We start from the raw sequence: 14,145 nt of genomic DNA, 5'->3' as shown, positions 1-14,145 counted from the left end.
CGCGGTAATGGGTAATGGGTAATGGGTAATGGGAAAACCATTTTTTACGCTAGAGTGCCCATTCTTCAGGCTTTTCATGGGACAACACTCTCAAGGAACATTTCGATTACTGTACCTCATAACATCGAAAAACGCTGTATAGAGCGCAGCGCTATAAGGGCCTTTCAACATCAAAATATTTTTAGTATACCTTCTAATACCGGTAAGTTTCAATCCCTACTAGGGATTTAGGGTGGTTTCAACTCGAAAACAACGAAGCCATCTATATACATTATATAATGTTTCAATCCCTAATAGGGATTTAGGGTGGTTTCAACGCAATGTCTTCCATGTCTACATTCTGGTATGCAATGTTTCAATCCCTAATAGGGATTTAGGGTGGTTTCAACCCAACAGATATTTCGACGCGGTCAGTTTTGCTCTTCGGGGTTTCAATCCCTAATAGGGATTTAGGGTGGTTTCAACTTTATATCAAGCGGATTGCCCGGAATTTACCGAAGTTTCAATCCCTAATAGGGATTTAGGGTGGTTTCAACTTGCTACCACCAGAGGTAAAAAGCAACCATGGACGTTTCAATCCCTAATAGGGATTTAGGGTGGTTTCAACTTGTTTTCTTGGGATTGCTCTTGTTAGCTTGTTGGCGTTTCAATCCCTAATAGGGATTTAGGGTGGTTTCAACCTCAATAATACGTTCTTGCAAAGGAGTTGAAATTTCTGTTTCAATCCCTAATAGGGATTTAGGGTGGTTTCAACTTCAGGAGGGCGCGGAAAACTACCAGAAAAGCGTTGTTTCAATCCCTAATAGGGATTTAGGGTGGTTTCAACTTTTGATGATTATCTTTGCGGATATCTTGGGGGTAGTTTTGTTTCAATCCCTAATAGGGATTTAGGGTGGTTTCAACAACGGATCGCCCGACCAATGGTACATCCAAAATACCCCGTTTCAATCCCTAATAGGGATTTAGGGTGGTTTCAACCCAGGTTTACAAAAGTGGACGATATTCTTACATCAGTTTCAATCCCTAATAGGGATTTAGGGTGGTTTCAACTGCTGGCTCCTGAGACCCTTACTGTATTCAGTTTTCAAGGTGCATTTCCGACGCTCCCCCCTAATCATAGATCGTCCGGAGGAAAAAAGCAAGTCAAAATCCCTGAAACCCTTGCCCTGTCTAGTCCGCCGCACCCTCGAAAAACAAAAACGCTCTAAGGCAGACTGGGTAAGCGATCCAGCGATTTTGCACCCAGCAGTGATTTTCACACCCCCCTAGCGTCGGATTTTAGGCCGAAAAGGCAATAGGCAATCCTCCCCATCTCCCTATCCCCCTATCCCCCCATTCCCCCATCTCCTGCTCACCACTGAGGCCAACTTTCAACGGGTTGGGTAGACTCGACTCGATGCATCCCCGCAGCCGCAAAGCGATCGAAGGCAGCATTAGCTTGTTCAGTAAAATCCACGGCTCCAGGGACAACCACGGGAGAGGTACAATCTTCTAAGAGATAGACCCTTTGGGCCCATTGGCGATCGCACTCTAAAATTTCCGTCAGTAGGTCAGAAACCGTCCAAGCCACACAATGACTTTTAGCTTGACCGGCAATAATCAGGCGATCGAAACTGAGTAAGGTATTGAGAAATGGCTCATTTTTAGAAGCGATTTTCTCTCCATTGGCTCCCGTTAACACCTCCGCACGCAACGCCGAATAATTCTCGGTTAACGGATGAGAGCCTTTAATATCAAACAAAGTTTGGCTATAGCGGGCCAAATTATGGAAAAATACCGCCTCTTCCACGGAGGAAACCAAGGCATGGCCGATGCCGCCTAACATAGAATGATAGGGCCAAACTGTGAGCGGATATTTCCCTTCATCGCTGAGAGTTTGCACATAATGCAAGGCATAGGCTTGTAGGGCCTGTTGATCGCCGCCCATGATAGACTGGGCTACAGCAGGATTCGCTCTCCATAAACCCTCCTGAACCGCCTCTAAGGTAATGTTGGTCACCGCCGGGGTAGGATGTTCTCCAGCCTCATTGATCCAAAACAGAGGATGGAAAATTTGCATCGCGGTGTGGGTATCGAGGGTAGGGGCGATCGCCGTCAGGATTCCTAAATTGCGATAAATAAACTCACACAAGCGTTGGTTATCTTCCACCGCTCCCCGTCCCGATGCACCGCCGACAAATAACTCAAACCCTGGTAAACAAAAGGTATTCTGCACATCGATCGCCAAGAGGCAAACCCGCAGGCGATCGTCCGAAGCTGGCACAATGCCCTGCTCTTGCGCCCAATTTCGAGCCTGATCGGCCCGTTCCTGATAAGGCACGCGCCAAACTTCAGACACTTTATCAGGGTTAAAAAAAGTTGGAAGAGGATATTCAACCATAATTAAAATTCCTAAAAATCAACATCAATTCGATTAAAAATTTGCCACAGATTCCCAAATCCTCCTAAAATTCATCTACGGCCCCAACAGATCCCCATACCAGAATCCTCCTATGACCGATTTCAGTTTCACTGGATTATTCAGACTTCAAAATTTGCCCCACCTCATGGCCACCGTTCCCCTGGAACTGGGGATGATTAGCCTAGTGGCCAGCTTAGGATTTGTTCTCTCTGCACTCATGTACTTTAAAGCCTATCGCATCGGTCAAGTCCCGGTACTGATTAAACCTCAAGGTCGTTCCCAAAAGCCCATCGATTTTTTTTGGCATCCGTATAAGGGGACACCTAGATATCGTCAAGCCTATCAACAGATCTACTGGGGGTCGTTTTGTTTGGTTTCTTCTTTAATGTTACTGGTGGCAGCCGTTTCGCCGACGGCCTATGTGGGGGTGGCGATCCTGGTGATGATCGGTTGTATCATTACCTTTGTGAGTTTTGTGCTTTTAAGTTCGGATTTAGCAGAAGTGGTGCTGTGGTGTACCACCCTGGTGGCTCTGCCCTTGGTGTTTATTTTGGTACAATCAATAACCGGGCCCTCCGGGTTAGCCACCTTAGCGGCCTTTATTTCCGGTGCATTAATCAGCATTCCCTTTTCCACCGTCGTCATGAAACGGTTGCGATCGCATCCTCGATTTTGGTGTAGTGGGTGTAAACGTCCCCTTCAACACCTCCCCCCTCAAGACTTATTTACCTATTTGACGGGATCGGAAAAACTGGCTCAAAAACAGGGTCGAGTGATATTTGAAGGTCTCGAATGTCCCCGTTGTAGCGATCCGAGTGTTTATTCAGGCATTCATATTCGCGCCTATATCAAACCCCATCAACCCTCTTTACCCCTACTTCCTCCCGCTTCCTCTACCGATCCAGCGTGGAAAGTGCTACTCACTCGCTTTCAGTATCAGATTAAGACTTGGGTGCTAGAGCAACTGCCTCCCCCTTCCGCTCCTGTTAAAGGAAGAGCGATCGCCGCTTCCTCTCGCAAGATCAATTCTTAGGGAATTTACAGCGCAACAGCCATCAATCCCCCTCCTAGTGCCGTGACACAGCTAAAAATGTGCATTAGCGTAGGGTGGGTTAGGCGGCTAAAACCTAGACTCTGACAGCAATCTATCAATCCGCCGTAACCCACCATTTTAGGGTTGTCACGGCAGTAGGGTGGGCAATGCCCACCTACAAAATAATCTCTATATGTTTCAGAAAATCAACAACAGGTACAGACCTTTAGGGCAGAGCCGAGAGATTAAACAGAGCATCTAGATACACTCGTGCTGCTTTCCGATAGCTCGATTGATGGCTCTCCGCAGTTTGACCATTTCCATTTTGCAGCAAAAATAGGGACAAGGCCGCAGAAAATACCCGCTCTTGATCCCAATCGGGATGATTTTCTAAATAGCATTGGATAGATTCGTGGAGGTCTTCAGGTATTTCTGCCAGAATACTCACGGTCGTAGTATGCATATGCAGCCCTCAAGGATTGGGTTTAGTGAATGTTGGCATAATGCCTCGTGGCTCTATTGTGTGCTAGGGATAGGCGGTGTTGTCAATGTTGCGAATTATTAAAAAAGTTGATTGTTTTTTGTTACATCAACGAAGGAATAATACTTTCAACCCCTTTTTTGTTACATAACTTCATGCTTTGACTCAAGGTTGTTGCCATCTCCGTCAAGATCGAGAAATCCCCAAGGGAGACTCAATGATAGGGCTAGATGGGAGTTTGCTCAGGTTAAGGTTGTGTAAAATTCTGGAGAAGTTGTGGAAAAGCTCAGAATAACTTGTGGAAACTCTGTGGAAGTTCTGGGGAAAAGGACAGGAAATGATAAGAATTACGAATTTGTGCCCCATGGGGAATGGGGATGTTAATACTGCTTGACAACCAAATAGTTATATACTATTGTTAAGATAACAGGGAGAAACAAACTAACCGCCCTGACCATTGCCATAGAAGACAGAGGATTATGAGCTATCACTTTAGTATTGTTCTCAATACGACCCTGGATGAGGCGATCGCCCAAGTCACCGATGCCCTGAAACAAGAGGGATTTGGGATTCTGACCGAAATCAACGTTCAAAACGCTTTCGCCAAGCATGGAATAGAGTTCCATACCTATCGAATTCTCGGTGCATGTCATCCCCAACTTGCCCATCGCGCTCTCCAAGCCGATGACAAAGCCGGAACCCTCTTCCCTTGCAACGTCGTGGTGCAAGACAAGGGACAAGGAGCGGTAGAAGTCTCTGCGGTTAACCCTTTGGGAATGCTTAAAGCCGTTGAACATCCCGATGTCCAAGCCATGGCTGAAGAAGCCAGCCAGAAAATGCAAGCCGTCATCGCCCACCTGAAAGCCCCAGCCTTAACCTCATAGCAGACGAGCAAAAGGGTGGCTGCCGAATAGAAACAACTTGCACGCATCAAAACCACCCACCTCTCTAAGACTAATCTTTCCTCCAATTTAGGTCACCGTCTCCCCAATTGCATGAAATAAAAATTGGGGAGAATTCTTCACTCCTTAGCGTCACTGTTGTTTGAATCAATTATGTGGAAAATTTTATCTTTTTTACAAAAAAACTTAACCTGGTCAATTCCTATTTTTATGATCTTAGGGGTTGTCTTTGGACTCCTAGCCGATCCATCGGGACTCAAATCATTAATTATTCCCCTCACTTTCTTGATGGTTTATCCCATGATGATCAACTTACAAATCAAGAAAGTAATCGCTGGCGGAGATTATAAAGTTCAAGTCGTTACCCAAATCATTAACTTTGCGATTATTCCCTTTTTTGCCTTTGGGGTAGGGAAACTCTTCTTTAACGATCAACCCCTAATTCTCTTAGGCTTACTCCTGACCTCCCTGTTACCCACCAGTGGCATGACCATTTCCTGGACAGGATTTGCTAAGGGAAATATTAATGCTGCCATTAAAATGACAGTGATTGGATTAATCGCTGGCTCCATTGCTACACCCTTTTATGCCAAATTTTTGATGGGTACAGTGATTGAGATTCCCTTGGCCAATATTTTTAAGCAAATTATCATTATTGTCTTCTTGCCAATGATTTTAGGTCAAGTCACTCAATTTCTGTTGATCAAACAGGTGGGGATGGACAAATATCAGAAAAACTTAAAGAAAAAATTCCCCGTTTTTTCGACCTTGGGTGTTTTAGGGATTGTGTTTGTGGCCATGTCCTTGAAAGCCCAAGCAATTTTAGACAATCCCATGATGCTGCTCTCCTTGTTAGTTCCCTTGGTGACGATTTATGGATTTAACTTTCTGTTAAGTACGTTGATTGGTAAAGCCTTATTCGATCGCGACAATGCGATCGCCCTAGTCTATGGTACAGTCATGCGTAACCTGTCCATTGCCCTGGCGATCGCCATGACCGTCTTTGGTCAAGAAGGCTCAGAAATTGCCCTGATCATTACCATGGCTTACATTATCCAAGTCCAAGCGGGCGCATGGTACGTCAAATTTACAGACCGCATCTTTGGCAAAGTCCCCACCTCAGAAGCCATTTAGACCGAGGCTTGGCCAAGGAAAAAATTCACATCAGAGTCCTTCCCCATCCTCCATCAGCCCATCTTCCCCTTGCTCCCTCCTGTGGAACAGAGTAAAATCGAAGATGGGCTATTCTTAGTTCAACCGCAAAATATAAGCTGACGGAAACCCGACCGGTAAGGAAGATGTCAGCTCAATTACAATAGAGAATCAATATTTCGCCAGAGAAGAGGACTCGTCCCCTAATAATGATATCGGAAAAAATTAGCCAACGCTCTGACTTTCTTGGAACCCAAGTGATCACCCGAAGTAGTGGTAAACGCTTGGGAGTCATCAGCCAACTATGGGTTGATATTGACCGGCGGGAAGTTGTGGCCTTAAGTTTGCGAGATAATCTGCTCTCAGGTGTTCTCGCCGGAATTCCCCGCTATATGTACTTGAGCAATATTCGCCAAGTCGGTGATGTGATTCTTGTTGATGATGATGACGTAATCGAAGATGTCAACGTAGAAGTCTACAGTAGCCTCATTGGTAGTGAAGTGATTACCGAAGCTGGAGAAATGCTCGGCCGGGTCAGAGGATATCGGTTTGATACCGAAGATTATCGGGTCACTTCCCTCATTATTGCCTCAATTGGCCTACCCCTAATTCCCGAACAAGTCGTCAGTACCTATGAACTCACCATTGACCAAATTGTCAGTAGCGGGCCCAACCGCCTGATTGTATTTGAAGGCGCAGAAGAACAAATGATGCAATTGAGCGTAGGGGTACTCGAACGGTTAGGAATTTCTCAAGCGCCATGGGAAAGAGAAGGAGCCGAACCCTACGTTATGCCAACGATTAAAACTGAAAATCAGTTAGGGACAGGTACTCCCCTACGCACAGAAGAACCCATCCGCGAGATGGAGCCAGTGATGGAAGAGGCATGGGATGCGGATCAGTGGGAAGAACCCCAACCGGCTCCCATGCGCCAGTTCCAGCAACCGGAACCCCGGTATGAGGCCAGTTATGAGGAAGATAACTGGGGAGATAATGGGGATGAAGATGTTCCCTACCGAGAACCGAGCTATCGCGTCGATCCTCCGGAAGTAGAGGAGGAAGACATTTCAAGCGCTTCTTATGAACCCCCTTATACAGAAATAGAACCGGATGCTTGGGCTGATGAGGAGCAGGGTGAACCCTACGATCGCCCTAAAGTCAATATCCCAGAAACTCTGAAAAAGCCAGAGTATGAAGGATAACGATTGATGCGACAAAAATATCCTAGCCTTGGGCAATTCCAGCCTTGGGCAAGGGGCATCCAGCCCCTTGTTAGCTCCTTTTTCTTCTAATGAGTATCCAAAAACTTCCCCTGGCATCAATCCAAAAAATCCGTAGCTATCTCACCAGCCTACTGGTGGTTCCAGAATCTGAAAGCCGTTCTCGTTCCCTATCGTTTAATGAATCGGACGATCTCCCAGAACCTGAATCTCTGGATGAGTTGGGGGGATTATTTAGTTTAGGGGGAGCAGAGGAAGATGAGGACATTATAGAACGATCGCCTTCTAGCCCCTGGTTGATTAGTGCCGTGAATCCGGCTACGCCCTTACGAAAACTTCCCGGATTGCGCTTAAAACCGGGTATACGATGGGTGAGCTATATCTATCGTGACCCCAACCAACCGAAACAGGGAACGGGGATTACCTGGGCTGTACCGGAAGAATATTGTACAACTGCTACCCTAGAAGAAGCCTTAGCCCATAGCTCAGATCGGGAAAATCCTCCCTGTCCCCAAGGAGCATTAGATGATTTTATGGCTGCGGTTGAGGGCGATCGCTCTCCCCCCTCTTTTATGGTTGCTGCTTTAGTGCGGCGAGAAATTAATGAATTTGTCTGTGCAGAAGAAAATCGAGATTGGAGCTACCATCGCCTGATTGATGCTCCTCCCAAGCAAGTCCAATGGCAATGGAAAACCCAGTTAAAAGACTTATCTCCCAAAATCCGTAAGCTCGATGATGGCAAAGTTGCCGTAGAGTTTTTTACTTGCCGTACCCGATCGCCGATCGCCATTGTCCGCCACATAGAACAATATCCCCCATCGAGTTATCAGAGTAAAGCGATCGACCAACCCGTAGCCATTCCCATCCGCACGAAATCAAGTCAGTAATTGGTGATGGGCCGAGAAAGGATAAAATAGTATTCTGTGATACAATTTTGTGATAATTTGTGAAAAAAATCCTCAAATCCATAGAAATTAAAGGTTTGACCGATCCATATTGGGATGACAGCGATTAGAATAATCCAGTGAAACTCTGAATTAATGGGAGTTTCAGCAGGTTAACCCTCAAAGGAGATTCAAAATGAATAAAGGTGAATTGGTCGATAAGGTGGCTGAAAAGGCTACGGTGACCAAAAAACAAGCGGATGCGGTTTTGACGGCCGCTCTCGAAGCGATTATGGAAGCAGTTTCTGAAGGAGACAAAGTGACCTTAGTTGGCTTTGGATCGTTTGAGTCGCGGGAGCGCAAAGCACGGGAAGGACGTAATCCCAAAACGGGAGATAAGATGGAAATCCCGGCCACGAAAGTGCCTGCGTTTTCGGCGGGTAAGCTGTTTAAGGAAAAAGTGGCTCCTCCGAAAGACGAGTAAGACCTTAGTGGATGTAACTTGAAAGAGTGTCTTTAAACCGTCCGGTTCATGGAGGAAATGTTGTTTGGGCAGCCTCAGTCGCAGGCTGTTCACCCGATCGCCTGCTGGATTTTTCCGCGAGTATTAATCCCTTGGGCCCTCCACAATCGGCGATCGCCGCGATTACGACTCACCTGAATCGGATTACTCTGTACCCCGATCCCCGGTACTCCGAGTTACGCAAACATCTGGGGCGGTTTCATCAGCTTCCCCCAGAGGTAATTTGGCCGGGGAATGGGGCCGCAGAATTATTGACTTGGATCGCTCGTCAGTTGCGAAAATGTCAGAGTGTGTATGTACTGACTCCCGCGTTTCGCGACTATGCACGAGCGCTGCAAGCTTTCGGGGTTCCCATCCAACCCTATGCCCTAGATCTGTTGGATCTCTCTAAGTTAGCCTCTCCCCTTCCCCTCTCTCCTAATCCTGGATCGGGCTTGTTGCTCAATAATCCCCATAATCCGACGGGTAAATTATGGCGGCGGGAGGAGATTTTACCGATTTTGGATCGATTTGAGTTTGTGGTCATTGATGAGGCGTTTATGGACTTCCTAGACCCCTCAGAAGACCAAAGTTTAATCCCCCTGATCCAAGATTATCCCCATCTGGTGATTGTGCGATCGCTCACTAAGTTTTATAGTTTGCCGGGTCTGCGTCTGGGTTATGCGATCGCCGATCCAGCCTTAATTGAGCAGTGGCAACACTGGCGCGATCCTTGGCCGGTGAATATCCTGGCCGAAGTCGCCGGAATTGCGGCGATTCAGGATGATGATTTTCAACGGCAAACGTGGGATTGGTTACCCCCCACCCGCCACCATCTTTTAGAAGGGTTGCGATCGCTCTCAGGGTTCGATCCTTACCCAGGAGCGGCGAATTTCTTATTGGTGAAAACCCAGCAATCAGTCACGGAGCTACAGGAGTGGTTATTAAAAGAATACCAGATCCTGATTCGAGACTGTGTGAGTTTTCCTGAATTAGGCGATCGCTATTTCCGTGTTGCTGTTCGTTCCCAAGCTGAGAATCAACGGTTACTCGATGCCCTCGGCGATCGTTGACTCTTGTATTAGACATAACAATAAACCCTTCACCGTCCACTCTCAACTGATTAACTATACTGATTGACTATGGTTAGCCCATCCCCCCCCCAAACCGATCCCACCTGGCTCAGTATCATTAAACTCTTGCGTTGGCATAAACCCGCCGGTCGATTGATTCTCATGGTTCCCGCCCTGTGGGCCGTATTCCTGGCCGCCCAAGGGACTCCACCCCTACCCCTAGTGGGTGTAATCGTTGTCGGCACATTCGTCACCAGTGCCGCCGGTTGTGTGATTAATGACTTGTGGGATCGCAATATTGACCCAGAAGTGGAACGCACCCAAACCCGCCCCCTGGCTTCTCGCGCTCTCTCAGTTCAGGTGGGAGTGGCGATCGCCATTTTAGCCCTCTTCTGTGCCGCCCTCTTAGCCCTCTATCTCAACCGGTTTAGTTTTCTTCTCTGCGTTGCTGCCGTTCCCGTCATTGTCCTGTATCCCACCGCTAAACGAGTCTTTCGAGTGCCCCAACTCGTCCTCTCCATCGCCTGGGGCTTTGCCGTACTCATTTGCTGGAGCGCCATTACCGCCAACCTGGAACCTGCTACCTGGGTACTCTGGGGTGCAGTTATCCTCTGGACTCTCGGTTTTGATACCGTCTATGCCCTCCCCGATCGCCAAGATGACCAACGCATCGGAGTGAACTCCAGCGCCCTATTTTTCGGCGATAAGACCCCCATCGCTGTCGGAGTCTTTTTTGCCGGAACTGCCCTTTTATTAGCCCTAGAGAGCCAAATCATGGCGCTCCACTGGACATTTTGGTTAGGGTGGAGCCTCGCCGTTATTTTCTGGACAAAACAGGTTTACCACCTCCTGCAACCGGAAGCCCCCCCCACCCTCTACGGTCAAATTTTTGGTCAAAATGTAATCATTGGCTTTATCCTCTTAGGGGCCATGATTTCCGGCACACTGTTTCAATAAAACCAGACTTTTGCCTAGGGCAAAGCGCTATATGACCATGTTTTTTATATCGCAACGGATGAATATCACGGCATTCCCCGTTTACGTCTCAAATGAAAATGCTACATATAGATATTAAACGCATTCTCCAGTTAAATAAGTCACTCTTGGGCGGGACGGCGCTCTTGGGGTTAGGCTCCATCGCGGCCGGTATTTTAGCGGGGCCGTTTTTTGGAGCTGTGGCCAACTTCACGGCGGGGATGGTGGGAAACAACTTAGGGGCATTGGTCGATAGGTTACGCAATAATCGGGATGTTTTACGCAATCAAGATTTAGCAAAGGCGGCAGCGCGGGCAATTAGCTTGGCTTTGGGAAAAATAAGTTATCAGTTTCCAGAAATTCAAGGTCAATTACAACACTTAGCCAGTCAGACCGAAGCCTATTGGCTCCAGTGGGAAGAACAAGCGCAAACAGAACAAGCCCAAAACCTGACCCTGTTTGAGTCCGTGCGAGAAGAACAACTCGTTAACATTTTTGCCCAGAGTCCGGAGCAGTTTAGCCAGTATCAAGTCTTGCGGGCGGAGGAGTGGCGCGAGTTGGCCACTTGGCTCTTCCGGCAAGGTTGCCAGCAGGGGGCGCTGTTGGGGGAGTTGGCGGACTATAAAGATGTTATTGATGCTTTAGCTCAGGAGTTGAACGAAAAGTTTAATAAGAATCTGCGGGAAGTCCTCAAAGACGATGCAGCCAATGGGGGAGAAGCCTTTGCGGGCATGTTGCTCGATTTGCATGGCGCGACATTAGCCAAACTGGACACCCTTGACAAGGAGATTAAGCAAGAGTTTCAGAAACTGGCTACCCGTGAGGATATCTGTCAGGCTTTAGAGCGGGTAGAGTCCGGCATTCATCAGGAATTGCAAGAGATTAAGGCCATGTTAGGGGTAGTGCTAGAGTTGCTGCATCAACGGGGGCATGAGCAGGAAGGGGAACAACTGCCCAATTTGCAGTCTTTTGATGTTTTGCCCATGCAGCCGCCCCTGTCCTTACTTTGTCCCTATCTGGGCTTATCGGCGTTTCGGCAAGAGGACAAACATTTATTCTTTGGTCGAGATGACTTGATTGAGGAATTGGTAAAAGTTGTACAGGCTCAGGCCATTGTACCGGTGATTGGGCCGTCGGGGAGTGGAAAATCTTCCGTGGTGTTTGCCGGGTTGATGCCTGAGTTAGAGAAAAAGTCCGGTTGGTTGATAGAGTCCTTGCGGCCGAAAAAAGATCCCTTGTATGAACTGGCACGGGCACTGTTGCGGTTGACTGCTCCAGAGACGGAACTGCAAGAAGAGAACATCAACGCGCCTATCGTGGCTCAACGGTTGCGAGATGACCCCTTGACTCTAGAAAAGTGGCTCGGTTCCCTGTTGGAGAGGGAACCGCAGAAGCGGATATTACTGATAATTGACCAGTTTGAGGAAGTCTTTCCAACTGGGGAGCGGGCTTTGTTTGTGCAACGGGTGCTGGCAGGGGTGAAAGCGCTGAACCAGAGGAGTCTGCGGGTAACGCTGCTGTTGACGATGCGGGCAGATTTTATGGAAGAGGCTTTATCTGAATCTAGATTAGCAGAGGTTTTGGAGCGGGATGTGAAGGTGAAGCCCATGAATGCCGAGCAATTGCGGGCGGTGATTGAACAACCGGCTCAGGGGTTGGTGCAGATAGAGGAGGGGTTAACGGCGCGGATATTAGGGGATTTGTTGACGGAGAAGGAGTCATCCTCGGTGGAGCAGAGGAGCGAGGCGGCGGGATGTTTGCCGTTAGTGGAGTTTGCCCTAGAGAAACTGTGGCAAGAACACGAGCGGGGATGGCTCACCCATGAAGCCTATGACAAGATTGGCGGCGTAAAGGGAGCCATTGCCCAACATGCGGAGTCGGTTTTTCGGAAGCTGGAGCCAGGGGAACAGGAGACGGTGCGGCAACTGTTGATTCAACTGGTGTATCCGGGCGTGGAAAATCGCCATACTCGGAAAATTGTAACGCGATCGGAGTTGGGAGAGCAGCAGTGGTCTATGGCTCAGGAGTTGGCGCGGGCAGAGTATCGCCTAGTGGTGACCAAACGCAATCAGGGGACAGAAACGGTTGAATTAATCCATGAGGCGTTGATTCGCGAATGGGGACGGTTGCAAGGGTGGATTGCAGAGAACCGAGAGTTTCGCCGTTGGCAAGAGCAGTTAGAAGTAGAGCGGAAATTGGGGGACTGGCTGCAAGGGAAGCGGTTGACTCAGGGGGAGTATTGGTTGCAGTCACGGGGAGGAGAACTGAGTGGGGCGCAAGAAAGGTTTATTCGGCAGAGTATCGAGGAGCGAGAGAAGCGACGGCGACGGGTGGTACAAGGGGCAGTGGCTGTGGGAGGAGTGATGACCCTTTTGGCAGCCGCCGCAGGGTTGTTTGGATGGCAGGCAGAGCGACGGAGGGTGGAGGCGGAAGTGCGAGCCGATGCCTTGTCTGCCCAGAGGCTGGTGGAAGTCAGACCTGTACCCGCCCTAACTCGTGCCATTGCCGCAACGGGGAGAAGTGAGCAGAAACTGGGTCAGGTCTTGCCCTTAGTGCAATCCAGTTTAGCGGAAACCGTGCAAGTCAGCCGCGAACGCCACCAGTTCCAGGGTCATCAGGGTAGGGTCAGCTCCATCACCATTACCCCCGATGGCTCCAAGGTCATTTCTGGCAGTGAGGACAATACCCTGCGGGTGTGGGACATCGCTACAGGAGAGTCCTTAGCCGTCCTGGAAGGTCATCAGGGTGGGGTCTACTCTATTGCCATCACCCCCGATGGCTCTAAGATTATTGCTGGCAGTGGGGACAATACTCTGCGGGTGTGGGATATAGCGACAGGAGAGTCCTTAGCCATCCTGGAGGGTCATCAAGGTTCCATCGCCATCACCCCCGATGGCTCCAAGGTCATTTCTGGCAGTCGGGACAATACCCTGCGGGTGTGGGACATCGCTACAGGAGAATCCTTAGCTGTCCTGGAGGGTCATCAGGATGAGGTCTGGTCTCTCGCCATTACCCCCGATGGCTCGAAGGTCATTTCTGGCAGTGATGACAATACCCTGCGGGTGTGGGACATCGCTACAGGAGAGTCCTTAGCTGTCCTGGAGGGCCATCAGGATAGGGTCAGCTCCATCGCCATCACCCCCGATGGCTCGAAGGTCATTTCTGGCAGTGGGGATAATACCCTGCGGGTGTGGGACATCGCGACGGGAGAGTCCTTAGCCGTCCTGGAGGGTCATCAGGGTGGGGTCTGGTCTCTCGCCATTACCCCCGATGGCTCGAAGGTCATTTCTGGCAGTGGGGATAATACCCTGCGGGTGTGGGATATCAATACGGGAGAGTCTTTAGCTGTCCTGAAAGGTCATCAGCATAGGGTCTGGTCTCTCGCCATCACCCCCGATGGCTCTAAGGTGATTTCTAACACTGCTAGTAGCGTGCGGGTATGGGATGTGTCTACGGGAAAGTCATTGGCCGTCCTGAAGGGTGATCAGGATGTGTTTTTGTCTATCGCCATCACCCCCGATG

10 protein-coding genes, 1 pseudogene and 1 CRISPR repeat array are annotated in these 14,145 nt (G+C 48.9%); of the genes and pseudogenes, 9 read left to right on the top strand and 2 right to left on the bottom strand.

Annotated elements, in window-relative coordinates; translation table 11 throughout:
• Positions 1-206 precede the first annotated feature (206 nt).
• A CRISPR array of direct repeats spans positions 207-1,050; the repeat unit is 37 nt; unit sequence GTTTCAATCCCTAATAGGGATTTAGGGTGGTTTCAAC.
• A gap of 301 nt (positions 1,051-1,351) precedes the next feature.
• Positions 1,352-2,380 carry a cysteine hydrolase family protein gene (locus tag PJF56_RS20270; protein WP_283764532.1) on the bottom strand — a complete coding sequence of 343 codons (1,029 nt, stop codon included), beginning with the start codon at positions 2,378-2,380 and terminating at the stop codon, positions 1,352-1,354.
• A 112-nt stretch (positions 2,381-2,492) separates the two neighbouring features.
• Between PJF56_RS20270 and PJF56_RS20265 the strand changes: the two genes are divergently transcribed.
• Positions 2,493-3,434 carry a hypothetical protein gene (locus PJF56_RS20265; protein ID WP_283764531.1) on the top strand — a complete coding sequence of 314 codons (942 nt, stop codon included), beginning with the start codon at positions 2,493-2,495 and terminating at the stop codon, positions 3,432-3,434.
• 226 nt (positions 3,435-3,660) lie between these two features.
• Here PJF56_RS20265 and PJF56_RS20260 read toward each other — a convergent pair whose 3' ends face one another.
• Positions 3,661-3,897, bottom strand: coding sequence for a DUF2811 domain-containing protein (locus PJF56_RS20260; RefSeq protein WP_283764530.1), 237 nt, complete (start codon positions 3,895-3,897; stop codon positions 3,661-3,663).
• 497 nt (positions 3,898-4,394) lie between these two features.
• Here PJF56_RS20260 and PJF56_RS20255 point away from each other — a divergent pair, with 497 nt between their 5' ends.
• The 8 genes and pseudogenes from PJF56_RS20255 to PJF56_RS20220 form a co-directional block, all read left to right on the top strand.
• Positions 4,395-4,799 carry a DUF302 domain-containing protein gene (locus PJF56_RS20255; RefSeq protein ID WP_283764529.1) on the top strand — a complete coding sequence of 135 codons (405 nt, stop codon included), beginning with the start codon at positions 4,395-4,397 and terminating at the stop codon, positions 4,797-4,799.
• A gap of 171 nt (positions 4,800-4,970) precedes the next feature.
• Entirely contained in the window at positions 4,971-5,951 is a 981-nt protein-coding gene (locus PJF56_RS20250; RefSeq protein WP_283764528.1) for an arsenic resistance protein, read from the top strand.
• A gap of 227 nt (positions 5,952-6,178) precedes the next feature.
• Positions 6,179-7,171, top strand: coding sequence for a PRC-barrel domain-containing protein (locus PJF56_RS20245; RefSeq protein ID WP_283764527.1), 993 nt, complete (start codon positions 6,179-6,181; stop codon positions 7,169-7,171).
• An 89-nt stretch (positions 7,172-7,260) separates the two neighbouring features.
• Positions 7,261-8,076, top strand: a complete 816-nt coding sequence (locus tag PJF56_RS20240; protein WP_283764526.1) for a hypothetical protein — start codon at positions 7,261-7,263, stop codon at positions 8,074-8,076.
• 190 nt (positions 8,077-8,266) lie between these two features.
• A pseudogene (locus PJF56_RS20235) lies at positions 8,267-8,557 on the top strand (HU family DNA-binding protein); the annotation flags it as partial.
• 26 nt (positions 8,558-8,583) lie between these two features.
• Entirely contained in the window at positions 8,584-9,648 is a 1,065-nt protein-coding gene (gene cobD / locus PJF56_RS20230) for a threonine-phosphate decarboxylase CobD (protein WP_283764525.1), read from the top strand.
• Between the two features lie 69 nt (positions 9,649-9,717).
• Complete coding sequence (locus tag PJF56_RS20225) at positions 9,718-10,605, top strand: 4-hydroxybenzoate solanesyltransferase (RefSeq protein ID WP_283764524.1); 888 nt, start codon at positions 9,718-9,720, stop codon at positions 10,603-10,605.
• 98 nt (positions 10,606-10,703) lie between these two features.
• Positions 10,704-14,145 (top strand): NACHT and WD repeat domain-containing protein (locus tag PJF56_RS20220; protein ID WP_283764523.1); only part of this gene is annotated, 3,442 nt, incomplete at its 3' end.

Source organism: Roseofilum halophilum BLCC-M91 (assembly GCF_030068445.1).
In the GTDB taxonomy this organism is placed as follows: domain Bacteria; phylum Cyanobacteriota; class Cyanobacteriia; order Cyanobacteriales; family Desertifilaceae; genus Roseofilum; species Roseofilum halophilum.
Note: the sequence above shows the minus strand (reverse complement) of the source record. Positions and strands in the feature narration are given on the sequence as shown.

Coding starts and splice junctions, on each gene's coding strand:
- PJF56_RS20255 (WP_283764529.1), top strand. CDS start 4,395: ATGAGCTATCACTTTAGTATTGTTCTCAATACGACCCTGGATGAGGCG.
- PJF56_RS20265 (WP_283764531.1), top strand. CDS start 2,493: ATGACCGATTTCAGTTTCACTGGATTATTCAGACTTCAAAATTTGCCC.
- PJF56_RS20245 (WP_283764527.1), top strand. CDS start 6,179: ATGATATCGGAAAAAATTAGCCAACGCTCTGACTTTCTTGGAACCCAA.
- PJF56_RS20250 (WP_283764528.1), top strand. CDS start 4,971: ATGTGGAAAATTTTATCTTTTTTACAAAAAAACTTAACCTGGTCAATT.
- PJF56_RS20260 (WP_283764530.1), bottom strand. CDS start 3,897: ATGCATACTACGACCGTGAGTATTCTGGCAGAAATACCTGAAGACCTC.
- PJF56_RS20225 (WP_283764524.1), top strand. CDS start 9,718: ATGGTTAGCCCATCCCCCCCCCAAACCGATCCCACCTGGCTCAGTATC.
- PJF56_RS20240 (WP_283764526.1), top strand. CDS start 7,261: ATGAGTATCCAAAAACTTCCCCTGGCATCAATCCAAAAAATCCGTAGC.
- PJF56_RS20270 (WP_283764532.1), bottom strand. CDS start 2,380: ATGGTTGAATATCCTCTTCCAACTTTTTTTAACCCTGATAAAGTGTCT.